Origin of the sequence: Clostridium sp. UBA871 (assembly GCF_002295255.1) — a bacterium.
Lineage (GTDB): Bacteria > Bacillota > Clostridia > Clostridiales > Clostridiaceae > Clostridium_J > Clostridium_J sulfidigenes.
Genome location: NZ_DBFV01000011.1, coordinates 246,187 through 270,637, shown reverse-complemented (window position 1 = coordinate 270,637; position 24,451 = coordinate 246,187). Strand labels below are relative to the sequence as shown.

Genomic DNA, 24,451 nt, shown 5'->3' with positions numbered 1-24,451 from the left:
TTTTAAGGCACTTATACTACTACTAAAGAATATACTATACTATGATTTTTATAAAAACCTATGGAAGTGATTTTATGGCATTAGACCCCAATGATTTTAACCTAAGCATATCTCCTGACCCAATAAGAGTGGTTCTTGGCATGACTAACGATGTAAACCTATCATTTTCAAATACAAGTTTAACAGAGAGAGGATATAATCTGTCAGTAGTTTTAACCTTACCTGATGGTGTTTCTTATGCTGGTGGACTTATACCGCCAACTTCAACTACAGATGGCGCAAACGGAACCATTATACTTACATGGAAAAGTATAAAAGATTTAGAATCCAATGAGATTGGATACAATCTAGGAATTACTTTAAAATCTGATGAATTTTTTAGAGATAGTGGGCTGCCTGTTCCTTTTGATATACCACTAATAAGTGTTGATCTTGAGGGTACATTAGATACTATGCCTAGAGGTAATGATGATCCAGGAAATATTCAAATAACTAAATCTGATTCTGCTAATTTTATACCACTTAGATATAATATTGTAAAAACTGCTCCAAGTAAAATTCCAAAAGGAGCGGGGCTTTTAAGCCCTATTACTCCACCGATTTGGCCATATCAATATACTTTAACTATTATGAATAATAGCCTAATCCCTTCTACCATTACCTTAATTGACAATTTCCCAAATGGAGCAAGGTATCTTGGAAATCTTTCAGTAACTGGTCCAGATAGTGTAGAACTTTCTACTCCTACTATAATTACTCCTTCAGTAGGTCCCTTGTGTCAAGATTTTGTAACTATTGATTGGGGAACTGTGACTTTGTCACCTAATAGCGTAAATACAATTATATTTAATGCTGCTATTTGGGATAACTATACAGCAAATTGTATTGAAAATAGTGGAGATAGAATCTCACATATGACACCTCTTCAAAATGTATCAACGTTGAATGGAGCTTCTGGACCAGTTCAAGGTATAGTTGTGACTAATTCTATGGATGCCACTATTAATAAAGGTGTGTCATCCTCTTCTACAGATGTTGGACAGATAAACAACTATACATTAACTTATAGAATAAACCAATATGATGATGTAGATGATGTTGTTATAACCGATGTTATAGGTAACGGCCAAACCTATAATATAGGCTCTGCATCTTTATTACCTGTTAACCCTAACCCACCAATAAATCCCAACGGCACCACTACCTTAACTTGGAATCTTGGTCTACTTACTACAGGTACAACTGGTACCATTACCTTTAGTACTACAACAAGCAATAATTATTACCTAGGAGGCCCTGTAAGTGCTGGTGATTCACTAAATAATAATGTTACAATTACAGGTACAAATGATACTACTATAACACCTACCCCTGATAACTCTAGTACGCGTATAAGTATAGGTTTACCTAGTATTTCAAAAGAAATAGTTAATTACTTCTATAAAGATGGTAGTTTAAAAACAAGCAACGTAGTTGCTCCTGGAGATGGTGTGGAATTTGTAATCACCTATAGCTCTTTAGGTCTTACAGCTCCACAACTAGGTATTGAAATAGATGAATATGCTCCACTAAATATGGGACCCCTAACTGATACTCTACCTGTAACTTACGGTGGAACTCTTGGTACCTCTTTTACACCAATCACTGTATCTCCAAACGGTCTAAGATGGGCTTTGGGTACAGTACCTGGAAATAGTTTTTGGACTGCTAATTTTATTATTCCTGTTGCAGATGTAGATTTTGTAGGTATAAATAATAACCTTGCTAAGCTTGGAGGTATGGACACACAAGGTTTTGGTTACAGTAGTCGAGATCAAGTTGAAGTCACTTTCGGTCAGCCAAATATAACCTTTGCAAAAACAGTGACAGGACCTGATGTAAATGCTATAAAAGCTGGTGAAACCTATACCTATTCAATTACAATTTCTAATCCTCAAAACCAAGAGGGTAATGTGACTGATGCCTTTGAAATGGATTTAACAGATGTAATCCCTACTGGCCTTAGCTATACAGGAACTTATAGTGTCATTGGTACAGGTACCTATTCAACGCCAACCTTTGTAGGTCAAAATATATCTATGACTATTCTTAAACTTGCTCCTGATGAAAGTTTAACATTTACCTATGATGTACTAATTACACCCCTTGTTGTTAGTGGTCAAAGTTATATCAATAATGCAGAACTTCAAAGGCCTTATTCACAGCCAGATAGGTCATATAAATTTCCTGGAGATCCTTTTACCGCCTCAACTACTTTAATAGCTTTAGGAATCACCATGACCAAACTTATATCGCCAATATCCTCCAAGATAGGTGACTTAGTAACTTATCTACTTCAAGTTACAGTTCCTCTTGGAACTACTGCGTATAATATACAGGTAACAGATAAATTTCCTGTGGCTACTCAAACCTACGAAGGAAATGCAACTAAGGATGGTGTATCTATTCTCCCAGTTGTTGTAGGAGATACAGTAACCTTTCCAGTGATTCCCTTTGTCGATGCCTCCACTGAATCAGTCACAATAGTTTATGCTTTTAATATAAGAGTTGTAAGTGGTACTCACGTCCCACCTTTTATTGAAAATCAAATTAATAATGCCACTGTAAATTGGGATCTTGATAATGTAGGTACTTCAGCTGTTCCATTTAATACTTCTGCTACCCTTCAGGTAAGAACACCTAATCTTATAGGTAGCAAACAACAAAGAAATGTTTCAACTGGAAGTAATTTTACATCTGGAAATTTAACCTATAGCATAGGGGACATAATCCAGTACAGAATTACCTTAACTAACACTGGAGCTGAATCAGCCTTTAATACTGTTTTGACTGATATCGTAAATCCACTATTATCATTTAATTCAGGGTCAATTTCTACAACTAATGGCTCAGCTTCTAATATAGGAAATACTATCACTTGGAAGATACCAATTATTCCATCAGGTGCTAGTGCTACACTCACATTCACTGTAACTACATTAACTGGAATAGGATCTGATGGTAGAATTCCAAACAGTTCTTCATTTATATATAATTCAAACAATAATGGATTTGAAGTAACCTATGGACCTATAAATACAAACACTGTACAACTTGTAGCCCCTTCTATAACTATATTGAAAACCTCATCCCTTACTGAAGGGGAAATAGGAGATGATATTACCTATACTATTACCTATACGGTACCTAATGGAACTATAGCCTATAGTCCTATATTGACTGATATCCTTCCCCTCGGGCAAACTTATATTGGTCCAGCCACAAGACAAGATACTGGAGGTCCAGTATTACCAGTAATACCAACTGTAGTAGGTCTTACTATTACTTTCCCAACGGATCCTGATATAGATGCAACTTCTGGAACAAGAACACTAACTTATACTTTTGTAGCAAGAATAACAAATGCTACCCACAGTATGCCTTTTCAGGAAATTCAAACAAATAGATCCAATATTAATTGGCGTCGAACTCCAATTGGCCAAAGTGTAAATAGATCATCTAATATAAGCATTACTGTAAAAACTCCTAACATCACTATATTAAAGGAGCAAAAAAATGTAAGCACTGGTGGAAGCTATACAACTTCCAATATCTCAGCCTACCCAACAGATATTATTTATTATAGACTTACAATAACATCTAATGGTGCTTCTCCTGCTTATAATGTTAATCTAGATGATGTATTAAGTAATAAAATAACTTTTATTGGAACTATATCTGGACCTACAATAGGTACAGTTACCCCACCTGGACCATCTTTGAATTGGAATATTCCTGAATTAACTAATGGCTCTATTGCAATCTATGAATTTCAAGTAGATGTAAATAGCGGAATTGGTGCTGGTGATAGTATATTTAATACTGCAACCTCCACCTACGACTCTAATGATGTAAATCCAATAACTTATAATGAAAATTCTAATACAGTTACTCTAGATACACCTTTAGTATCTTTCTTTAAAACAGCTAATACTAGTGTAGCTACTATAGGAAGTACAATAAACTATACTCTAACGGTAACAATTCCAAGTGAAGTTGCCGTATACAATCTATCATTTAGAGATATTATCCCTATTGAACAAAATTATGTTCCAGGAACATTTAGTGGAACACCATTACCATTGGGTACACTAATTGCCTCCCCAAATGAGCTACTTTATACAGATTCTGAGGCTTCAAGGTTAGGACCTATGACATTAATATATACTTTTGATACTGTGGTAATAAGCGGTGTAACAGTTCCACCTTATACTCAAATCCAATCAAATACAGCGGATCTTCACTGGGAGATTACACCATTAGGCGCAGTTGCATCAGTATCTGATATTTACGATGTAGAAATACGAACACCTCATATCAATGCATTAAAGGAACAGAGACTGATACCAGATGGTAGCTTTACAACATCTCCACTTTTAAATATATCTACTTCTGATGTTGTTGAATATAGGATAACTCTTACAAATGATGGAACATCCCCTGCGTATAATGTAGTTACTACAGATATTCTAGACTCTTCTCTAACTTATCTTAGTTTAACAAGTGTAACTGCAGGAGTGATAATACCTACTCCAGGACCAGGTGGTACAATTAATTGGATAATTAATCCCGGTCCAATTTCTCCAGAAGAATCTGAAATCCTTGTATTCCAGGTTGATGTAAACTCAGGGCCTGCACCTGGTACTTCTGTGACTAACCATTCTTCAACACTATATGATACTCTTGATACGAATCCTACAACTTTAGGACCTGCATTATCTAATAAAGTAGCATTTAATTATAATAATCCTGAAATTATAAAAACTGTAGATAAAAATGCTTTATTCGTTGGAGATGTTGTAAATTACACTGTAGAAGTTACAATTCCTTTGGGAAATGTAGCATATAATGTTCAGCTTATAGATATACTTCCTCCAGAGCAGTCTTATAACCCTGGAACTTTAGTAGTTGATAATGTTATTACTTTACCATTATCAACAAATCCATTAGTAACACCTATAATACCAGTTGTTGATGCTACTTTAGCTCCAATAACAATAGTATACACATTTGATGCAACCATAAATAGTATAACTGTGACTCCACAGCAGCTTCAGATTAATACCGCCACAGTAACCTGGGACTTAGACCCTGGTGGATTAAATCCTGGAACTCCACAGAACAGTGAGACTACAGTTTATGTTACCAATAGCAATCTTATTCTAGAAAAAACTCAAAGTAATGATATAGGAGGTCCATTTGTTTCAAATCCTATTCAAACCTCTGTAGGAGATTTGATTTACTATAAATTATCTATTACAAATCCTGGGCTAACAGAAATTTTTCATGTAAATGTTAATGATACTTTTTCTCCATTACTACAAATTGTTAATATCACTCATTCTGTTGGTGCTAAACTTATAGATGATAATAATTTTATATGGATGATAAACTCTATTGCACCTTTAACCACCGTACATGCTATAGTATGGGCTTTAGTTTTACCTGGAGGAGGTTCCAGTAGTACAATCCCTAATGCCTTTACAGCAACCTTTGATGCAGTAAGTTCAACACCACATATTGAGTATGGTCCAATAACTTCAAATACTGTGTTAGCTGAACTACCTTCACTACAGTTTAATAAATTAGCTTCTAGCGTAGATGTTCAACTTGGAGATGTTATAACTTACACCTTAAGGGTGACTATCCCAAATGGAACTATAGCTTATAATTTAATAGTGTCTGATACTCTACCCCCTGGACAAAACTACACGAACAACGCATCTATAGGTGGAACTCCTGTAGAAGTTACTCAAGTAGGTCAGACTGTAACTTTTCCAACCCAATCAATTATTGATGCCACAGCTGGTGAAGTTACTCTTGACTTTACCTTTGATGCAAGGGTGGTAACAGGCAATAATTTACCTCCATATACAGAAATACAAACCAATAACGCTACTGGAAATTATTCAATAAATCCACAAGGTGACCCTGGCAATCCTTTATCAGATAGTTTGGATATTAATGTAAATAGGCCATATATAGATGTAATAAAAAGTCATAGTAATTGTACAGAAGATACTTGTTTTATTATTGAACCATTATCAGTTAATGTGGGAGATATAATAAGGTATAAACTTGCTGTAACTAACTCTGGAGCCTCTCCTGCTTATAATGTAGTTATAACAGATGTACTTGATCCTTTTAATGGTTTTACTAATATCGAATTTATTACAGATGGTATTGCGTCTTATGATAACCTAACTCGCACAGTTACATGGGTTATCGGTTCTATACCTGCCGGAGAAACCTTTACTATGATTTTCGATATCGAAGTACTTGAAGGAGTAGGTGCTGGTGGTAATACTACGAACTTTGCAACCTATACCTATAATAGTAATACAACAACTCCAATAGAGTTTGGTCCTATAGATACAAATGAAGTTCAACTAAATTACCCTAAATTGCAGCTTACAAAGAATGCCAATATAACTAATACAGTAATAGGAAAAGTTATAACTTATACTATTACCCTTACAATTCCTAATGGTACCTTAGCTTATAATGTTCAACTTTCAGATATAATTCCAGTTGGGCAACAATATAATAATAATGCTACATTAAACGACTCTCCTATAATTATAGAATCTAGAATGGGTCATTTAATTAACTTCCCAGTTATTCCATTTGTAGATGCTACTAATGGTGAAGTTGTTTACGTCTATACCTTCGAAACCATAGTTGTTTCTGCCAATGTTAACCCTCTAACATTAATTGATAGCCAAATTAATGAAAGTTATGTAAATTGGTTTATAGATCCACAAACTGCTGCTGAACCTGTTAATTCTTCAGCTACTGTAAATGTTACAAATAGTTTCATGGAAATTACTAAACTTCAGAGAAATGTATCTCAACAAGGTAGTTTTACGGATACCCCTATAAATGGTTATGTAGGTCAAACCTTGGAGTATAGTTTAACTGTTACAAATACCGGTCCTAACCCTATATATGATTTAATTGTTTCCGATTCACTGTCAAATAATCTTGGCTTTGTGTCAGAAGTATCTGTTCCAATAGGAATCTTAACTCATAGTGGTGAACCAGTTGGCGGTTTTATTCTTTGGTCTTTTAATCCATTGAATCCAGGTGAATCTTTTACCGCTGTATTTTCTGTAAAAGTTGCAACACAACCTACAGAACCAGTTATCAACTTAGCAAGTGGACATTTTACAGTAACCTCTAGTGGTAGTGATTATTTTGAAACCTTAAATTCAAACCAGGTAGAATTTGATCCATTTTCACCGTTTATAAAAATTACAGGCTATTCATGTGGGACTATATATACAACATGTAATGAGGACATTATTTGTAAAAAAGTTAATAAAAATAATTATTAATCTTACAAATATTTAAGCTAAAGTACTAAATATTACTTCTTTTTTAAATAAAAAAGGTTAGTTCAAATTAAATTTAAGAACTAACCTTTTATCTTTTATGCAAATACAGTGGCTTCTACTGTATAGATACATGATTTATTTTCAACCATTTCATAATCATATACGGAAAATGTATATATACTTTTATTGCTTCCCGTAATTACATAATACTGCTGAGATCCTATTGGTATCTTTTGAAACTCATTTCTACAGGTTCTAAATACTTGAAAGCCAACATTTATAGATGGAATACCCTCTGGCTTATCTACATTTAATATAAAATCTAATTTTATTTTTGTATTACATAAGCATGATGGATCAATAGTGATTGCAGCAACTGTAGTTGGTGTACATATAATTCCTTCTTCTACCGGTAATTTAATAAATTTCGATATCTGATTTCCTTTTTTTAAAATCGTCCCATAGGCGTAACACTCTCGCATATTTGAACTCATAATTAATTCCCCTTCTATTTAGATTACATTAACAATTTGTTAATACAACATAAACCTACTACATTATATTATATGTTCATTATTCATATTTGATATAGAATTACTAAACATATGAATACCATTGTGGATGCAGCAATTAGAAATTACTATGACCTCATTTTCAATAGAGATGGAATTAATACTTTATAATTATTCATCATTTATACTTTCCATTTATTTTTCAATGTGCATATATAATCATTGAAACCACTGATAAGGAGGTGAATTTAATGGCAGTAGATAAAGTTTTAAACACCACTTCTTTTCATATTGAAGTTGAAAACGGAACTGATAAGACTGGAGCTACAATTTATAAGAAAAAAACTTTTTCTGGAGTAAAACCTAGTGTTGACCCTGAAAATGTTTTTGATGTAGCTGAGGCTATTAAGGATGTTTTAAGTGCTTCTACTAGAGATAGTTACTTAAATGAAACTTCAAAATTAGTTAATGCTTAATAGTATTAACCGCGAGTATTAACTGTGACTTACCCTAGAGAAAGGAGGAAATTAAACTATGGAATATTCATTATTAATGACTTTTATTAATGCTAGTGGAGATAAAGTTAATTTATCAATTTCAGGGGTTAAGCAAGATATCACTGAACCTCAGGTATCAACTCTTATGGATACCATAATTGCTAAGGATGTTTTTCTTAGTAAGGGAGGCTCACTAGCTTCTAAATACGGAGCACAGCTTACCCAAAGACAAACTACTAAGTTCAGTCTTGCCTAAAATAACAAAAATAACGGGGTCAGACCTGAGGAAATTTTTTCCTCGGGGTCTGACCCCATTACAAATATTTACACCTCTTCAATAAGTGATTTCATATTCTCTTTTATTGAAGATAATTCACTTTCTACAGTAGTAAGCTTTGATCTAAGGGATTTTATTATGTCCTCTACATTATATACAACGTTGCATACACTTTTTAAAGAATCACTGATTTTTGATTGTACAATCCAGTCAGATATTAATCCATCAAAAAAGTAATCTGCAAAAGTTTCAAAAGAACCAATATTTATATCTATATCCATTGCTAAATCCACATCTGCTAATTCATTTTGAAATTTCATCAGTGCAATTTTTGTATTTTGTGCATACTCTTTAGCTTTATCAATTTCAGAGTGTTTAGCTGCTGTAGCTAAAAGGCATCCGCCTAATATATCCCAGGTCCCCCATCCATCAGCACTTTTAAGAGAATCCACTACAAATTGAAGTTCATTTCTAGCAGCATCACCAGCAGCTATTGCTTCCTGTAACTCTTTCTTCTGAGCTTCAATAGAAGGAATCTTCTCCATAATTTCAAGTAACTTTTTAGAGTTCTCATTATTTAAACCTAATATGAACGCTTCTTTTTTCTTTAATACTGCTTCATATTCAGCCTCTGCATCAAGTAAATTGTTAAATAACACTTTATAGGATTCAAGATCCTTTTCTAGCATAAGAACTGAGTGGCAACATTCATCATGCTTTAACTTTGCTGCAAGGAACTCTTGTCTCTCTTTATCAAGCTGCTGTTCCTTACTTCCAAGTATAGAATAAAATATGTTAGTAATACTTAAAGATTCAAGCTTTTTTACATCTTTATCTTCATTTTTAAGAGCTTTTTCAAGTTCTATCTTTCTATTTACTTCTTTTTCAAGAGATTCTTCCGTATGGCTTATCATACCCTCAAACTTCTCTTTTCTCCACACTTTTTCCTTAGCAGCTATAAGTTCTTCATTAATATACTCAAACATACTAAATTTCCTTTCTTTTTAAGGTAAGTTATACCCCAAATTTTGTAACGAGGTCAGACCCCCTGGATAATATTTTACTTTATACCATTATATCTCACCATATTAAATTCCTCAAATACTTTTATATCCTTCCGATAAGTACTACTGCTATAAGATGTATTGGATAAAAACAATAAAACATCCATTTAGTAAACTTATTATTAATACCTAATTTTCCGTTATACATTAGTATAGGAATTATAGCAAACACCATCATCCATTGATAATCCCAAACTAATATAGATTCTAAAAATAACTCTCCATTTCCAAGTGCCGTAAATACGGGAATAATACTACAGATTATATATACTAAACCCATAACCCCCTTCTTCTCTCTTAAGAAGTAAAATATCAATGTCATTGTAACGCCATAAAATGAAGCCTCAGTAAACAACTCTACTACTAATGTAATTACAGAAAACATTACCCATATAATATAATTTTCATTATTTCTACGTGTCTCCTTAGCTTTATCAATACATGTTAGAAGTGTTACTGAAAGTCCAAGAGATAAAAATATATTATTATGAATACCTAATATATAATCTACAACTAGCATTACTCCGCTAAAAGCAAATAGTCTCAGCATGTACTTATTTTTACTCCTAGTATGGAAAAATCCTTCAACTATTAAGAAAAAGAATATAGGTGCGGCAATCTTTCCAAAATATCCAAACCACATTGGAATATTTACCCCTCCACCAGTTCCTATATAAGTTAGAATATGATCCATAAGCATAAATATCATAGCTATAATCTTTAAAGTAAAGGAATCTAACTTTTTCATAAAACTTAACCTCCAAAATAAATTATCTACTTCTATGATTATATATACTAAATGTACTTTTTCATATTTACTTACATTACATGAAGATTACAAAAGCGTAAGATAAAACTTTCATAGACTTTTAACGTGAATTAATTCTTCTCTTCCTTTATTCCAAATTTTATAACGGGCTCTGACCCCTGGATAATATTTTACTTTATACCATTATATCTCATTACATTCATAATATATACTCCCATAGCATAAACATTAAAAAGATAATTTTGCGGGGTGATTATTTTGAAAAAATCCAAGATTAAAAAGTTCTTTTCCTTTTTTAAGAAGATTAAGATTATGATTTTTATAATAGCTATAATTGTTGCTTGTTTATTTATAAATTCTTTAACTACTAAAAATAATTTAGAGAAAAAGAGTGATTTTGTATCTGAAAAACTTATATCCATATCCGAGCTAGCTACTTCCCGTTATGATTACTCTAATGTGATTTCTGTGAAGAATAGCTTAAGTTTTAAGGATATTACTATTCCTTTTACTGAAAAATCCTTTGTAATTAAATATAATGGCTATATTACTGCTGGATTAGATTTTAGTGCTGCTACTTTTTCTATAGATAAGAATATACTTACCATAACTATTCCACCTTGTTCTATCCTTACTCATAATGTAAATGAAGATGAGGTTTTTATATTTGATGAAAAGAACTCCATATTTAATAAATTAACTATGGATGATATGTTAAGTGAAATTGTAGCAGAAAAATCTAAGACTGAAGAAAGGGTAATCAAAGATGGCTTCCTTGATAAGGTTACTGTGGACACTATAGACCTTCTTAAAAATATTTTCTTGAATTGTGGTTTTGATGAAGTAAAAGTTAAGATTGCAGCATCTTAATTCATATAATATAAAAATGCTATGTTTTTTCAACATAGCATTATGACCTTATAAAAATATTGGCTTAGACCTAATATGTTCATTGAGAGGGAATGCAATGAAATAATTCACCTTATAATACTAGTATTCCCTCACTTTGGCCCTAATATAGAATGAAATTATTTTTGAATAAGGGAAACAAAATAAGAATAATATAGACACAAGAAATAATACTATGAAAATCATATATGGTAAAACTTCTATTGTCCTTGAAATATCACTAATTAAAAGAATAAATACTTTTATAATGCTATAAGAAATAATAACTATAATAGGTAGGTAAAATGCTGAATAAGTTAAAGCCATTTTCTTAGCATTAGAAGCTTGTTCCTCTCTATTTGTATATATATTAGGTCTTTCGCCTGTGTATTCTTTACTCCATAGACTCCATTTAACTGGTAATGTTCCAACAGTATATGCAAGTTCCCATTGATCCAGTTTAAATATTTCATAATATGCAGCTGTAGGGTTATTTTGAAAATCTAATATATATCTAATTTTTCTAGGAGCTCCCTTAGTAAAATAAAATTTCATATTCCCTTTTTTAACTTTATAAAGATTAAAGCCTTTTGCTTCCATATCTTCTAACCATTTTTCTAATTTATCTGGTTCTAAAAAACTAGGGCATCTTTTCTCTATTAACTTCCTATGTTCTTGTAGGGAACCTTCCTTTTCAGATACATATTCCCCATCAAATTTAACATAATCAGAGCCTAATTCCTCTTTTATCTGCGATTCATTCTTCCTTAATCTATATAGTGGATATATGAACAGAGCTATAATACCTAGCGCTTTTACAACATTTAAAATATCTAACAAAGTAAAATAAGAAGTTTCTATATGTTGTATTTTCTCAGGAGACACTTCTTTTATGAAGGTGATATCTCCAATACCTAAAAAATAAAAAATTATCATTGGAATCAAAAATATTAGGAAAATGCCAATATTTGCAGCAAGATAAATTGGAATTAATGATAAAAGAATTTGAGCTATTTTAAATCTACTTAGTAAAGGCTCTCGAGATGGCTCAGCTTTTATATCTTCTAGATTCTTTTCATTTGCTAAGAAAAACCATCTACCTTTTCTACAAGCTTTGTACCATCCATTTTTTATTAAAGAAGGTTGTAACTCTGTAATCCTCCTTTTCTCAAATGAAATTCTATAGTTAATATTGCTTTCTTCTCCCTTTTCAAAGATAAATAGTCTTATAAGAAGGTTAACATCTTTCAAAATATAACCCTCTAAAGCTTTTTTACTTAACCAGTTTTCTATATTTTTAATATTTAAGCTCCAAAATGGTTTAAAAATTCTCATGAAAAATCCCCCTCATATTTTATTGCATTATCATGTAATTCTTTAATCCTCTCTATCTCTGCTTTTATTAATCTCTTCCCCAGTTCTGTAATTTCATATATTGTTTTCCTATTTTCATCAGAGTAAATTGATATAATTTGACTTTTTTCCATTTTACCTAATGTTCCATAAACTGTACCAGAACCTAACTTTATTCTTCCATTAGTAATTTTATCTACATGTTGTATTATTCCATAACCATGTCTTGGTTCTGTAAGTGAAAGAAGAATGTAGAAAGCTGTTTCTGTCATAGGCATGAATGCTTTTAAAATTTTATCCTCACTCATTAAAATACCTTCTTTCTAGTATTACTATTTTTCTATATGTCTATATGTCACGGTGTGATATATCATATTAAAACTATATCACACTGCGACATATAAGTAAACATGCAATATAAAAAATGCTATTTATATGGAAATAATAATATAAAAGATGGGAGAGTAGCCATTGTAGCAGGTGGAGGTAATAATATAGCTACTGTTTCTGAAATGATTGAAAATAAGGTGGATGTTCTTATTACAGGTATTTCAGTGAATAACAAAAATTATTTAGAAGTTCATGAGCTTGAACAAAAAAATCATATTAATGTTTTGGGTGGAACCCATTATTCTACTGAAAAATTTGCATGTCAAAAGATGTGTACTTACTTTGAAAGGTTTGGGCTTGTTTCTACTTTTATTGAAGGAGAACCAGTATACGAGGATATGTAAGTTTGCTACATCTGTTTAATAATTGTGCATAAATATTTATGTATATTTCACACTTTCCTTAAATGTAAATTAAATAATATAAATATATTAAACACTTAAGAAATTTGTAATGAATTCCTTAAGTGTTTTAATCTATAATTAAATTAAATAAGCTAGTTATAGATAAGTTTTAAAATATAAAAAAGGCTATAACTATTTCGCCTATGGTAAATAAGCTTTGAGGAGGAACTTTTTTGAAGAAAAAAAGATTTAGTTTTAAAAAACTTTTATTTATTTTAATTATTATTGGTTGGGGTATGTTATTTATTTATTCTTTTAACAGTAAAAATCCTCATGAACAAGAAACCTTTCAGATTGAGTATAAAGATTCTATAAATAAATATTGTAAAGAGTTTGATGTTGATAAATATTTGGTGTATGCAATGATAAAACAGGAAAGCAATTTTAATAACCAGGCTATTTCTTCAGCTAAAGCAAGAGGTTTAATGCAGCTAACAGAAGATACCTTTAACTGGCTAAAACCTCAGTTAGGAGAAAGTTCTACCACCTATGATGATTTGTTTGATGCAGATACTAATATTCGATATGGTGTGTTTTTCATTTCTATCCTTCAGAAAAACTTTTCTGAGCAAAATACTGTAGTTGCAGCCTATAATGCGGGAATGAATATTACCACTGAATGGTTACAGGATAGTAATTATTCAAGTGATGGAGCAACACTAAATAACATCCCTTATAAGGAAACTGCAAATTATGTTGATATAGTGGACTATAATTATAAAAAGTATTTAGAAATATATAAAGATAAGTAACCTATAGAATATGAAATATAAAATACTCATTGATATTTTGTATTATATGTTATAATTTACTTATATTACCTCTAGCATTATACTATGAGCAACAATTATTTATAAAATATTGTGGAGGAATTCTAAATGAATTTAAACATGTTTAGATGCGGTATCAATGAAATTTCATATATTAAAGATGCCATTATTAATGTTAAAAGCGAAGAAGATCCATGTTGTTTTAACAAGAAAGCTATAGAAAAATTTTTATCCAATGACGATAATTTATTTTATGTTGCAGCAATGGATGAAAAAGTTGTTTCATATGCAATTGCTTATGTTCAAAGTCGTCTGGATACCACCCAAAGTATGATTTGCTTATATGAAATAGGTACATTAAAGTCCTGTAGAAAAAATGGTATTGGCAAAAGATTAATTAATAAAATTATTGAAGATGGAAAATTAAATAATTCAATGAAAATATGGATTCCAACAAATATAAGCAACTCACCAGCATGTAAATTATATAGTAGTATTGGAGCAGAGGAACCAGAAATAAAGGATGATATTATTTATAATTTCAGATATTAATCATAATGCATAGATAAGTAAATTAAGGTGTAATAATCAAAATTAAGTGATTACTTGCAAAATACCCCATTATCCAAAATAGAATAATGGGGTATTTTTATTTTTACATAATTATTTATAATTATTTATTTCTAACTCTGCTTCCACAGGTAATTTTTCCTTTAAAATATTAATAACTTTCTGGTAATCACTGGTTTTAAAATGAAAGGTTTGCTCCATAAAACCACCAAATAGTTTAACTTTTACATCCTTTGAATTAGTTAGTTGAACTTTCTCAATCTCATTCCACAATATAATCTCTTTATATCTATACATTGATATAAAGCCTTGGGAGCTAATTCCTCCCTTAATCCAGCTGCTTATAAACGTAAAAATACATAACATTCCTATTACATAATGAATCCAAGTATTAGCATAAAAATACATAATGCCTATGAGAATAATAATACCAAACAATACAACAACAATCTCTATAAGCCTTTTTCTTATTGGTATTATTAAGGCTTTTATATATTTTAGCTGCTTTAGTATTATTAAAATTAAAAGCACTGAAATAATAATGTCATTAATCTTCATTTATATCCTCCTGTTATAAAGCCTTTGATTTAGACTTCTTTTTTGCACTTAAAGATTCATTTATGTGTATCACTTGATGTCTCGTCATTGGCATTAATATAATTCCCGCTACATTCTTTCTACCCCAAAAATCAATAAGCCAATTTGATGCCTTTACATCCAATACTGCTCTCTCGTCTAATATACGTTGCAATCTGTGTTTATCAAAGTTTCTTTTCATATCCTCAGTGGAAAGATTCTCTACTATGTATCTTGTCCTTCTTCCTACTTCAATTCTATAATTTTTTAATTCTTCCATATTTATATTTTTACTAAATTCCATAATATCATCTTCTGACATTGCATTACCAGTATCTGTGATATTGGAATTGATTTTTTCTTGCCAATTTTCCCTATTAAATATCTGTTTATCGCCTGCAACTAATAAATTCATTGTTATATCCTCTATCCTAGTACAATGCCAAATGCCATAGGCGATAGTACGTCCCTTTTGATTTTGTGAAGTTCTAAATGTATTTTCATCTAACCCTTCCCGTAATTCATCTTCAAAAGTTTTTTTATCTACTCCTGACATAATGGATAAATGGACCATTGAATGCAAACTTAAAGCCAAGCTTTTACTTTCTTGAATTTTATCTGGTTTCAATATTATCTTTCTTAATTCCTTAATATCATTGTTCCATGATTTTAAATCCACTTAATATACTCCCCTTTATTTGTTCCTTATGGTTTATAATTAATTATTAACTCTAAAATTAATTTAGTGTTTTTCCTTTTTCATAGCTACATAATCTACTAGCTTCCCTAATAAAAACCCAATAATCAGACCAGAATACATTCCAATTATGCCACGCCAAGGATAAGAAAACAAAGTTGTAGCTAAGTTAGATCCTATTGACATTCCAAAAAGAGCAAAAATACCTGGAGTGTATATCTTGTTATTTCTTTTATTTTTTATCAAGCACTTCACCTCTATAAATGTTATTGATTAGATTAATTATTAACTCTAAAACTAATTATACACCAATAAAAGTAAAATTAAAACAATTTTACCATGGGCAACCTTGGTAATTATCTTGATGATTTACACTAGCATCTCTACATTGACTTATAATCTAAATATTTTATATCCTCAAATTCCTAAAAAACACTGCATATTCATTTCTGAATATGCAGTGTTTTGAATAGATTAAATTTTAAACTAAGATGACATAGCTAGTTATATAAATGCTAACGATTCTAAAAGTTATTTTTTAGTTATTGGCTCCAGCAGATTTAAATAAAAATCATTTCCTTCACCACTAGGTATGTGTTCCTCAAGACATAAACGGCTTTCATCAACAGCATATGCATTATTATCTTTCAATAATCGCATTAATGTTTGCCATGAATCGTATACTTCATTAGTGCTATTTAGTGATGCATATAGGCCACCTGGCAACCTTTTTTCTTCAAAACATTTTGGAATTACAACCTGTTCTGGTACAGTAATAGAAGCTGCCCATCCATACTCTGTACAACCTGGACTATATGCGGTGGTATTAAAACCAAAAATTCTAGCAGTACCCATTAAATGTTCTGACTCTGCCCAATCCAAAACTTTTTTTAGTGCTTCATCCTCTGGAGAAGTGCTTATCACATTACATACTGCTAACCTCATATCAGGTAAACTAACAATTCGTAACGCTCCTGAAGTAATTGCGTTATTTGTCATAATAATATCCTCCCATTGCTCTATCATATTATTTGTAGAAATGATTTGAAGTGCCAATGTTTCTTCCATATTCACAAGGTATTCTGACTCATTGGATGGAAGCTCCATGGAGTTTATAATTGAAAGACATTTACTTAACAAGTTTTTTCGCTTAGTAATCACAATATTTTCTTCACTTAGCTTATTAATTTGATTTCTAATAATCTTTGAAGCAACTTTAGGGTCTGCGCTGTCAATGATGACTTTTACAAATTTTAAAGGAATATCCAGTTCCCTAAGCAATATTACAAGACGTATTCTCTGTAGTGCTTCATTATTGTAAATACGCCAGCCTGATTGTGGATCTCGGGTACTATAGAAAAGTCCCTTGTCTTCCCAGTGACGAAGTGTACGACTGGTTAATCCAAATTGTTCCGATACCTGATGAATTGGTTCAAAATGGCTCATTTAACCACCTCCTTTTTCAATCTATGAGGTCCTCATAAGAAAATAATATCATTTGACGCTACGTCAATTACAAGGGTATTTTAGAAGTTTTTCTAATAAGTTGCAATTATTTAATATTTTTTACTTTTTAATAATAGCAATCCAAACTTCTTGATGATTTTCTTGCATATAGCATTCAATTACAGGAAGATCAGCTAATTCATATCCTGAATTAGGAAGCCATTCACTATAAAATTGCTTATAAACCTTTTGAGTCGCATCTGGCAGTTCTCCATTAGCTTCAAAAATTGCCCATGTTGCAGCAGGGTAAGTAAACTCTTTCATTCCTTCAAGTACTGGAACATGTTTGCAGTTTGGTACATCAACATGATTTGTCACCGCTATGATGTATTCCATTTCTTCCGACTCTCCCCATTGTCCTCCTTGAGCAATTCCTAAAAAACCTGCAGGTCTATAGTCGGGAAAGTTGTCAAGGAACATTTTCATAGTTCCATCCTTCCATGAGTTTTCCCAAATCTGAGGAATTACTTCAAAGGCCTTGGCTGTTTTTACTTTATGTGATACTCCCATTACTCTAAATTCAGGCCACTGTTCAATTTGATAATTCATATGATTTTCTCCTTTTATTGAAATTTGAAAGGAGAGCTTAGGACAGGATTTCAACTGTACAGTTTCATTTCTAACACTTGAAGGTAGTACTCCATGAAACTTTTTAAATGCCCTGGTAAATGAATCTTGAGATTCATATCCATACTTTAAAGAAATATCAATTATTCTTTCTGTGCTATTTAATAAATCAAAGGCTGCAATTGTTAATCGTCTGTTTCTTATATATTCCGATAAGGGCTTTTCCGCTATATATGAGAACATTCTTTGAAAATTGTAGACAGAACATCCAGCAATTTTTGAAATAGTTTCATAGGATATTTCACCATGAAGGTTTTCTTCTATATAATTTATAGACTCATTTAAATTTTTTATCCAATCCATTCTTCTCACTCCCAATTTAATAGTATCTTTATAAATATATTTACACTCGATATTTCATGCCCTATTTTGTAGCCTCATTATTATAAATTTACTTAGTTGTATTTCCCTTCTTTGAAGCTTCAATTATATTTTGAATTATTTTTTTAGATTCTAAAATATTCTCATCTGTATCAACAACTTCAAATATGATTTTTCCATCATAGTCCTTTAAGTAATTTTGAAAAATTAACCTAAAGTCAAGTTCACCTTGTCCAATAGGAAAATGTTCATGCTCTACATCAAAATGCTTATCTGCTATATGTATGCATTTAGGAAATTTCACTTTAAGTATTTCTTCCAAATGATTATAGTCATCTATATGAGCAATATCAAGGAGTAATTCAACATCTGGGTTTTTATCAAATACTACTTTTAAGTCACTTGGTGTATAGTTAATCTTGTCCATTACACTATTATTCTCAATATAAAGTTTTATATTGTTCTTTTTTAATAATTGGTTAGTCTTATAAATGTTGTCAGCAAGTAGATTTATAGTTTGAGAATTTATGATAAGACTTTTACATACGGGATGTATAATAACCTCTGTATGATTTAAATATTTTAATATCCTAATCAATTCATTATTATATTTATCATAATCATCAATATCATATACAGCATGAATTATTACTGGGAATTTTGAATTTAATACATATTCTTCTTTAGGAAATAATACCTTATCAAGTACTAATTCCCCTTTACTAAACCAAATTTGCATAAAATCAAATTTGTTTGATTTTGAAAAATCAATTTCATCTTTATAATTATTAAACCATCTTATACTTCTTCCATATTCTATCATAGTTATATATCCCCTTTTTTAATTTTCCGCACATAGCTCTAAAACTAAATATAAATTAATTGTACACCAATAAAAGTAAATACAAAACAACTTTCGTGATATAATATGTCTAATAAGTAAATAATTATAAGTTTACTGTTGGAGGTAGAAAAATGGCAGATTTAAAATTATCAGAAATTATGATCATGCAAAAGGAACTACAGGAAAAATATAAAGAAAAATGGACTCCTCTTTGTGCAGAGAATGGTCGTAACAGCTTGTTATGGATGATAGAAGAGATGGGAGAAGTAATAGCGATAATTAAAAAACGTGGGGAAAATGATATTATGAATGATGAAACAGTTAGAGCTGCTTTTGTTGAAGAAATGGTTGATGTTATGATGTTCTACAACGATGCATTGATGTGCTTCGGGATTACACCTGAGGAATTTTCAGAAGCTTTCATAAAAAAGCATTGTAAAAATATGAATAGAGATTTTGATCTTGAACATAAAAAAATATCTGCTTTAATATTACCTGAATTAATCATAGTAAAATTAAGTAGATTTAAAAGTATCAGATTTTTCGGCTCAAAAATAAGCTTACAACCTTAAACTATTACGAACTAAAGTCCAGTGATTTCGAATCACTGCACTTTTAAATTAAATATATTACATGCCTATAATATATTATCAACACTATTTTAAAACAGAGTCAAAAATAAAAGTAGAAAAAAATATACTTATTGCAAATAATGCAAATAAGGCAAACATATTTAGAATCAAAAATACTGTATCTAAAATAGTAGCTAATTTTTTTCTTTTTCTAACATGCTACTCTTTTGTATCAAAGGAAATGCCACTAAGCTACCAACTATATAAAATATGTTAATTACTAAAAGATTTATAGCTGCTGGAACTTCAAAAAAAATTTTGTAATAAATTCTATATAAATCACCTCCTGATATAGTTGACTATACAATATTTGATAAATAATTCAACATTGGATTTCTTTTCTTATCATTCTATTCTAAAGCTTAATAATAAAATTAAAAATTTACTTCTACAAGTCTTTTCTTATCTTCGTCTTCTTTTCTGGTTGTGGCATCTTGCCTTTCAATTACAAGCCGCCCTTTATTAGTTTTTAATGATTGATCTGGAATTATGAATATAAGATCATAAGTATATTCTACTGATGGCTCAAACTCTGTTCTAAAATAATCTTTTCTCTCAAAACCATCTAATTTACTTGAAGAGACGCATTCACTATAATCACATTCATTAGTACTATTATTTTTATATACTACTAATCCCATACTATTTAAGTAGAGCTCATTAACTTCTTTTGTATTATTCACAATAGTTAAATTAACTACTACATAAGAATTCTCTCCAGTTATGTTTCCACTTTCATCAAATGTATATCGTTCACTCCAATTTGTAGGTGCAGGAAAGCTTCCTTTTTCTTTTGATTCCATTGCTGAATTCACCTTATATGTATAAGGTCCAAAGGTAAACTCTTCTCCTACTTGAAAAATCCTTTTTTCACTTTCTTCTTTTGCTTCTCTTTTTCAAGATTTCCTTCATCTTCTGCTACTTCTTCATTCTTCCAAACATTTTCTCCTGGAATAGGCATACCTTTAACTATAAGTATATAGATACTGCAAATAAACATTCCTGCTATAATTATTATGCAAATTACTTTACCCATTTTTCCTTTCACTTTTTACCTCCTTATATGAATATTCATTTAATGAAATTTTACTTCTACACATCTCATCTTATCTTCATATTCTTTTTCTGTTGAGGCATCTTGTCTTCTAATTACAAGCTGACCTTCATTGGTTTTTAATGATTCATCTGGAATTATAAATACAAGATCATAGGTATATTCTACTGATGGCTCAAGCTGTGTACTAAAATAATCTTTTCTTCCATAACCTTCTAGTTTACTTGAAGATAAACATTCACTATAATCACATTCATTAGTATTATTATTTTTATATACCGCTAATCCCATGCTGTTTAAGTAGAGTACCTTAACTTCTTTTGTATTATTCACAATAGTTAAATTGACTACTACATAAGAATTATCTCCAGTTATGTTGCCATTTTCATCAAATGTATATCTTTTTGAATAATCTGTAGGTGCAGGAAAGTTTCCTTTTTCTTTTGATTCCATTGCCGAATTAACTTTATATGTATAGGGTCCAAATGTAATCTCTTCTCCTATTTCATATAGCCTTAATTCACTTTCTTCTTTTTCAAGATTTCCTACATCTTCCTCTGCTACTTCTTCATTATTCCAAACATTTTTTCCTGGAATAGGCATACCTTTAACTATAAGTATATAGACACTGCAAATAAACATGGTTGCTATAATAATTTTTAAAATTAATCTCCCCATTTTTTCTTTCATTTTTTAATCTCCCAACACAATACTAATATAAAATTATATTTTTTTATAATATTGAACATGTCAAAATGTATACTAAAAACCTTCAACTTGAACACTTTTAAGATTTTCGTTAAAAAAGATTGTAAAATACAAATATATATCCTACAATCTTCTTTCTTAAATTTATCCTTAAATTATATGCTATCTGGACTCCATTTTCCAGATAAATATACCCTTAATTGATTTCCTGTCATACGAAGTTGTGCAGCATTATAACCTTTTTCATTTACATTATTAAGTAACTTTTTAGCTTGTCCCTTACCTACTAATACATTTCCATTGTAATTGCAGCATTCTTGCTGAGTTGGTCTAACAGAAGCATTACCAGCATCGTCGAAGACAGCATAGCCCCCCCATACATCAACGTAAACACTACAAGGTGAACCTAAATTAAATATATATGCTGATGAGTCATCTGACTTATATCTATATTTTGTTTCCACTATATTGTATCCAGAATAAAACTCTTTAAAATCAGTATCTACATAGTTATTTGCTTCAGCAATAGGTACTTTTACTGTCATTATTGTCATGAGTACCATTCCTAACATAATTCCTTTAAAAATATTATTTTTAATTTTCAATTGTCTTCCCCCTCTAAGAATAGGATGTCCTTTAATCCTATCTTGATAAATTTTTATAAATATAACTCAAACAATTAATCAAATCATAAGTATACTATTTTATTTTCGATATTTTATTATATACTATCTGGACTCCATAACCCTGATAAATTTACCCTTAATTGAGTTCCTGTCATTCTAAGTGATCCAGCATTATAATTTCTTTCATTTACATAGTTAGGTAACTTTTTAGCTTGTCCTTTTCCTACTAATACATTATTCTGACTAACATTACAAGAAGCTTCTTGTCCGTCATATTTATAAAAAACCATTCCTCTGCCATCTCTAGCAATTTCAAACTTACCTCTAGCACCCCATACATCAACATAAACACCACAAGGTGACCCTGAATTATTTATATATGACGAAGAGTCATCTTCCTTAGGTCTGTACTCCGTATTCACAGTATTATATCCTGAGTAAAAACCTCCAAATCCAGTGTCTGTATAGTTATTTGCTTCTGCGATAGTTAATTTAGCTGACATAATGGTCATAAGCGTCATTCCTAACATAATTCCTTTAAAAATATTTTTTTTAATTTTCAATTGTCTTCCCCCTTATTTAATAGGGTACGTTAACCCTATCTTAAACTTTTAAAATATAATTTGATTAATCATTTTAAGTTCTATGCATTTTATTATATCTTGAAAATTTTACCTTATATACGTAAAGTATTTACAAAGATAACTCCCCTAGTTTTTTTGTTATTAACTTTAACAATAACTACTTAGAGCTTATATATTATTAAATCTCAAGTTTAACATACTTTTTTATTGGATATATATCTAATGTTAAACGAAATTTTACTTCCTCAATTCTTTTCCAACTACTTTTATCATATTGAAAATCAAACATTTCATAGGGTAAATCTAATGTGATTTCTTCATTTGGGGCTAAAGTTAAGCTTGGACTTGCCTCTTCTCCATTAATTGTAATAAACATTTCATAATTTAAACCATTATGCCAATCAATAGATTCCGCTTCAAAAAAATCACATTCTATGCTTTGCTCTTTACTACTTGTATTCTTGAAGTTAACTGTTGCTACAATAGCTTTTCTTTCATCATTCTCAAAAAAAGTAGATTCTTCTAGATTCATATTTTTTATTTCATTGTCAGATATAAACTTAGCTTTTTCTACCTTTACTGTAATTCCTCTATATTCAAAGGTATCCCCTAGGTTATAAGCTTCTACAGGTGCCTGAGGATACTTATTGTTTATGTAATTATATCTTAGTCCAATTACTATAACTAAAATAAAAATAATAGCCAGTGATATTACTTTACTTTTCTTCTTCATAACTATCACCTTCCTTTTGGCGTTTATTATATGGTTTTAACCTTCCATTTTCCATAAAGAAAATTTCATCAGATAAAAATTCTAGTTCCTCACTATCATGACATGAAATAATTATTAATGCTCCTGCATCACGATATTTTTGTAATGTTTTTCTTAAAGATATTACACTACTTTCATCAAGGGCATTAGTTGGTTCATCTAGAATAATTATCTCAGGCTCTTCCATTATTGCAGCTGCTATTCCTAGTTTTTGTTTCATACCTAATGAATACTTTTTAAACTTCTTTTTTTCCTTTGGATCAAGTCCAACCATAGTTAATACTTCATTAATTTTATTATCATCTATCTTACCTTGTATTTCTGATAATATTTTAAGATTTTTAAATCCGGAATAATTAGAAATAAAACCTGGACTTTCAATTAAGGCTCCCAAACTGTTTGGAAAAGAAATATCCTTTCCAAGAACTTGTCCATCAATTATAACTTCACCTTCAGTTGGTAAAATAAGACCACAAATAGCTCGCATTAACATAGTTTTCCCTGAACCATTTTTTCCTTTTAATCCATATATTTTACCATTGGTCATTTTTATATTTATATTATCAAGAATTAAATTTCCTGAAATTCTTTTTGTTAAGTTTCTTACTTCTATCTCCATATTCATGCTCCTTAT

At 30.5% G+C, this 24,451-nt stretch carries 26 protein-coding genes; 8 read left to right on the top strand and 18 right to left on the bottom strand.

The window, feature by feature from the left end; all coding sequences use genetic code 11:
• Positions 1 to 41 precede the first annotated feature (41 nt).
• Positions 42 to 7,376 (top strand): hypothetical protein, encoded by a 7,335-nt coding sequence (locus tag B3086_RS14450; protein WP_346893705.1) that lies wholly within the window; start codon positions 42 to 44, stop codon positions 7,374 to 7,376.
• A 95-nt stretch (positions 7,377 to 7,471) separates the two neighbouring features.
• Here B3086_RS14450 and B3086_RS14445 read toward each other — a convergent pair whose 3' ends face one another.
• Positions 7,472 to 7,870 carry a DUF4489 domain-containing protein gene (locus B3086_RS14445; RefSeq protein ID WP_346847126.1) on the bottom strand — a complete coding sequence of 133 codons (399 nt, stop codon included), beginning with the start codon at positions 7,868 to 7,870 and terminating at the stop codon, positions 7,472 to 7,474.
• A gap of 269 nt (positions 7,871 to 8,139) precedes the next feature.
• On the opposite strand from B3086_RS14445, the gene B3086_RS14440 reads away from it, so the two are divergent.
• Positions 8,140 to 8,364 (top strand): DUF1659 domain-containing protein, encoded by a 225-nt coding sequence (locus B3086_RS14440; RefSeq protein ID WP_346847125.1) that lies wholly within the window; start codon positions 8,140 to 8,142, stop codon positions 8,362 to 8,364.
• 58 nt (positions 8,365 to 8,422) lie between these two features.
• A complete protein-coding gene (locus B3086_RS14435; RefSeq protein ID WP_035131026.1) occupies positions 8,423 to 8,641 on the top strand; it encodes a DUF2922 domain-containing protein in 219 nt (72 codons plus the stop codon).
• Between the two features lie 68 nt (positions 8,642 to 8,709).
• Here the strand turns inward: B3086_RS14435 and B3086_RS14430 are convergent, their stop codons facing one another.
• Together B3086_RS14430 and B3086_RS14425 are read right to left on the bottom strand one after the other, a co-directional pair.
• Positions 8,710 to 9,648: a hypothetical protein gene (locus B3086_RS14430; protein ID WP_346893703.1), complete on the bottom strand. Its 939-nt coding sequence runs from the start codon at positions 9,646 to 9,648 to the stop codon at positions 8,710 to 8,712.
• Between the two features lie 121 nt (positions 9,649 to 9,769).
• On the bottom strand, positions 9,770 to 10,474 hold the full coding sequence (locus B3086_RS14425; protein ID WP_346893701.1) for a TraX family protein: 705 nt from the start codon (positions 10,472 to 10,474) through the stop codon (positions 9,770 to 9,772).
• Between the two features lie 333 nt (positions 10,475 to 10,807).
• Here B3086_RS14425 and B3086_RS14420 point away from each other — a divergent pair, with 333 nt between their 5' ends.
• Positions 10,808 to 11,365 (top strand): DUF4230 domain-containing protein, encoded by a 558-nt coding sequence (locus B3086_RS14420; RefSeq protein WP_346873536.1) that lies wholly within the window; start codon positions 10,808 to 10,810, stop codon positions 11,363 to 11,365.
• 120 nt (positions 11,366 to 11,485) lie between these two features.
• On the opposite strand, the gene B3086_RS14415 is transcribed toward B3086_RS14420, so the two are convergent.
• A complete protein-coding gene (locus tag B3086_RS14415; RefSeq protein ID WP_346893699.1) occupies positions 11,486 to 12,718 on the bottom strand; it encodes a DUF2812 domain-containing protein in 1,233 nt (410 codons plus the stop codon).
• On the bottom strand, positions 12,715 to 13,044 hold the full coding sequence (locus B3086_RS14410) for a PadR family transcriptional regulator (RefSeq protein WP_346847121.1): 330 nt from the start codon (positions 13,042 to 13,044) through the stop codon (positions 12,715 to 12,717). Before B3086_RS14410 ends, B3086_RS14415 begins: the two co-directional genes overlap by 4 nt.
• Positions 13,045 to 13,146: 102 nt before the next feature.
• Between B3086_RS14410 and B3086_RS14405 the strand changes: the two genes are divergently transcribed.
• From B3086_RS14405 to B3086_RS14395, 3 genes are all read left to right on the top strand, one after another.
• Entirely contained in the window at positions 13,147 to 13,470 is a 324-nt protein-coding gene (locus B3086_RS14405; RefSeq protein ID WP_346893697.1) for a Nif3-like dinuclear metal center hexameric protein, read from the top strand.
• 233 nt (positions 13,471 to 13,703) lie between these two features.
• Positions 13,704 to 14,282, top strand: a complete 579-nt coding sequence (locus tag B3086_RS14400; protein WP_150844570.1) for a transglycosylase SLT domain-containing protein — start codon at positions 13,704 to 13,706, stop codon at positions 14,280 to 14,282.
• Positions 14,283 to 14,408: 126 nt separating this feature from the next.
• Positions 14,409 to 14,852, top strand: a complete 444-nt coding sequence (locus tag B3086_RS14395) for a GNAT family N-acetyltransferase (RefSeq protein ID WP_346847119.1) — start codon at positions 14,409 to 14,411, stop codon at positions 14,850 to 14,852.
• Between the two features lie 111 nt (positions 14,853 to 14,963).
• Here the strand turns inward: B3086_RS14395 and B3086_RS14390 are convergent, their stop codons facing one another.
• The 6 genes from B3086_RS14390 to B3086_RS14365 form a co-directional block, all read right to left on the bottom strand.
• Positions 14,964 to 15,428: a hypothetical protein gene (locus B3086_RS14390; RefSeq protein ID WP_346847118.1), complete on the bottom strand. Its 465-nt coding sequence runs from the start codon at positions 15,426 to 15,428 to the stop codon at positions 14,964 to 14,966.
• A 13-nt stretch (positions 15,429 to 15,441) separates the two neighbouring features.
• A complete protein-coding gene (locus B3086_RS14385; protein WP_346847117.1) occupies positions 15,442 to 16,125 on the bottom strand; it encodes a DinB family protein in 684 nt (227 codons plus the stop codon).
• Between the two features lie 63 nt (positions 16,126 to 16,188).
• On the bottom strand, positions 16,189 to 16,389 hold the full coding sequence (locus B3086_RS14380; RefSeq protein WP_346847116.1) for a hypothetical protein: 201 nt from the start codon (positions 16,387 to 16,389) through the stop codon (positions 16,189 to 16,191).
• A gap of 285 nt (positions 16,390 to 16,674) precedes the next feature.
• Positions 16,675 to 17,589: a MerR family transcriptional regulator gene (locus B3086_RS14375; protein ID WP_346847115.1), complete on the bottom strand. Its 915-nt coding sequence runs from the start codon at positions 17,587 to 17,589 to the stop codon at positions 16,675 to 16,677.
• Positions 17,590 to 17,709: 120 nt separating this feature from the next.
• Complete coding sequence (locus B3086_RS14370) at positions 17,710 to 18,579, bottom strand: AraC family transcriptional regulator (protein ID WP_346893694.1); 870 nt, start codon at positions 18,577 to 18,579, stop codon at positions 17,710 to 17,712.
• A gap of 88 nt (positions 18,580 to 18,667) precedes the next feature.
• On the bottom strand, positions 18,668 to 19,420 hold the full coding sequence (locus B3086_RS14365) for a sugar phosphate isomerase/epimerase family protein (protein WP_346877648.1): 753 nt from the start codon (positions 19,418 to 19,420) through the stop codon (positions 18,668 to 18,670).
• Between the two features lie 152 nt (positions 19,421 to 19,572).
• Between B3086_RS14365 and B3086_RS14360 the strand changes: the two genes are divergently transcribed.
• On the top strand, positions 19,573 to 20,013 hold the full coding sequence (locus B3086_RS14360; RefSeq protein WP_346893692.1) for a nucleotide pyrophosphohydrolase: 441 nt from the start codon (positions 19,573 to 19,575) through the stop codon (positions 20,011 to 20,013).
• Between the two features lie 434 nt (positions 20,014 to 20,447).
• On the opposite strand, the gene B3086_RS14355 is transcribed toward B3086_RS14360, so the two are convergent.
• From B3086_RS14355 to B3086_RS14325, 7 genes are all read right to left on the bottom strand, one after another.
• Entirely contained in the window at positions 20,448 to 20,876 is a 429-nt protein-coding gene (locus B3086_RS14355) for a hypothetical protein (RefSeq protein ID WP_346893690.1), read from the bottom strand.
• Between the two features lie 47 nt (positions 20,877 to 20,923).
• On the bottom strand, positions 20,924 to 21,121 hold the full coding sequence (locus B3086_RS14350; RefSeq protein ID WP_346893688.1) for a hypothetical protein: 198 nt from the start codon (positions 21,119 to 21,121) through the stop codon (positions 20,924 to 20,926).
• 27 nt (positions 21,122 to 21,148) lie between these two features.
• Positions 21,149 to 21,817 carry a DUF4352 domain-containing protein gene (locus B3086_RS14345; protein ID WP_346847110.1) on the bottom strand — a complete coding sequence of 223 codons (669 nt, stop codon included), beginning with the start codon at positions 21,815 to 21,817 and terminating at the stop codon, positions 21,149 to 21,151.
• A gap of 173 nt (positions 21,818 to 21,990) precedes the next feature.
• The gene (locus B3086_RS14340; RefSeq protein WP_346847109.1) at positions 21,991 to 22,440 is read right to left on the bottom strand and encodes a DUF2712 domain-containing protein; all 450 of its coding nucleotides are present in this window, start codon (positions 22,438 to 22,440) and stop codon (positions 21,991 to 21,993) included.
• A gap of 116 nt (positions 22,441 to 22,556) precedes the next feature.
• Positions 22,557 to 23,024, bottom strand: coding sequence for a DUF2712 domain-containing protein (locus B3086_RS14335; protein WP_346847108.1), 468 nt, complete (start codon positions 23,022 to 23,024; stop codon positions 22,557 to 22,559).
• Between the two features lie 199 nt (positions 23,025 to 23,223).
• The gene (locus B3086_RS14330; protein ID WP_346877647.1) at positions 23,224 to 23,778 is read right to left on the bottom strand and encodes a hypothetical protein; all 555 of its coding nucleotides are present in this window, start codon (positions 23,776 to 23,778) and stop codon (positions 23,224 to 23,226) included.
• Positions 23,762 to 24,436: an ATP-binding cassette domain-containing protein gene (locus tag B3086_RS14325; protein ID WP_346847106.1), complete on the bottom strand. Its 675-nt coding sequence runs from the start codon at positions 24,434 to 24,436 to the stop codon at positions 23,762 to 23,764. Before B3086_RS14325 ends, B3086_RS14330 begins: the two co-directional genes overlap by 17 nt.
• Positions 24,437 to 24,451 lie beyond the last annotated feature (15 nt).

What these genes read in the sequence shown, in the direction of transcription:
- B3086_RS14450 (WP_346893705.1), top strand. Translation starts at nt 42, where the DNA reads ATGATTTTTATAAAAACCTATGGAAGTGATTTTATGGCATTAGACCCC.
- B3086_RS14445 (WP_346847126.1), bottom strand. Translation starts at nt 7,870, where the DNA reads ATGAGTTCAAATATGCGAGAGTGTTACGCCTATGGGACGATTTTAAAA.
- B3086_RS14440 (WP_346847125.1), top strand. Translation starts at nt 8,140, where the DNA reads ATGGCAGTAGATAAAGTTTTAAACACCACTTCTTTTCATATTGAAGTT.
- B3086_RS14435 (WP_035131026.1), top strand. Translation starts at nt 8,423, where the DNA reads ATGGAATATTCATTATTAATGACTTTTATTAATGCTAGTGGAGATAAA.
- B3086_RS14430 (WP_346893703.1), bottom strand. Translation starts at nt 9,648, where the DNA reads ATGTTTGAGTATATTAATGAAGAACTTATAGCTGCTAAGGAAAAAGTG.
- B3086_RS14425 (WP_346893701.1), bottom strand. Translation starts at nt 10,474, where the DNA reads ATGAAAAAGTTAGATTCCTTTACTTTAAAGATTATAGCTATGATATTT.
- B3086_RS14420 (WP_346873536.1), top strand. Translation starts at nt 10,808, where the DNA reads ATGATTTTTATAATAGCTATAATTGTTGCTTGTTTATTTATAAATTCT.
- B3086_RS14415 (WP_346893699.1), bottom strand. Translation starts at nt 12,718, where the DNA reads ATGAGAATTTTTAAACCATTTTGGAGCTTAAATATTAAAAATATAGAA.
- B3086_RS14410 (WP_346847121.1), bottom strand. Translation starts at nt 13,044, where the DNA reads ATGAGTGAGGATAAAATTTTAAAAGCATTCATGCCTATGACAGAAACA.
- B3086_RS14405 (WP_346893697.1), top strand. Translation starts at nt 13,147, where the DNA reads ATGCAATATAAAAAATGCTATTTATATGGAAATAATAATATAAAAGAT.
- B3086_RS14395 (WP_346847119.1), top strand. Translation starts at nt 14,409, where the DNA reads ATGAATTTAAACATGTTTAGATGCGGTATCAATGAAATTTCATATATT.
- B3086_RS14390 (WP_346847118.1), bottom strand. Translation starts at nt 15,428, where the DNA reads ATGAAGATTAATGACATTATTATTTCAGTGCTTTTAATTTTAATAATA.
- B3086_RS14375 (WP_346847115.1), bottom strand. Translation starts at nt 17,589, where the DNA reads ATGAGCCATTTTGAACCAATTCATCAGGTATCGGAACAATTTGGATTA.
- B3086_RS14370 (WP_346893694.1), bottom strand. Translation starts at nt 18,579, where the DNA reads ATGGATTGGATAAAAAATTTAAATGAGTCTATAAATTATATAGAAGAA.
- B3086_RS14365 (WP_346877648.1), bottom strand. Translation starts at nt 19,420, where the DNA reads ATGATAGAATATGGAAGAAGTATAAGATGGTTTAATAATTATAAAGAT.
- B3086_RS14360 (WP_346893692.1), top strand. Translation starts at nt 19,573, where the DNA reads ATGGCAGATTTAAAATTATCAGAAATTATGATCATGCAAAAGGAACTA.
- B3086_RS14355 (WP_346893690.1), bottom strand. Translation starts at nt 20,876, where the DNA reads ATGGAATCAAAAGAAAAAGGAAGCTTTCCTGCACCTACAAATTGGAGT.
- B3086_RS14345 (WP_346847110.1), bottom strand. Translation starts at nt 21,817, where the DNA reads ATGAAAGAAAAAATGGGGAGATTAATTTTAAAAATTATTATAGCAACC.
- B3086_RS14330 (WP_346877647.1), bottom strand. Translation starts at nt 23,778, where the DNA reads ATGAAGAAGAAAAGTAAAGTAATATCACTGGCTATTATTTTTATTTTA.
- B3086_RS14325 (WP_346847106.1), bottom strand. Translation starts at nt 24,436, where the DNA reads ATGGAGATAGAAGTAAGAAACTTAACAAAAAGAATTTCAGGAAATTTA.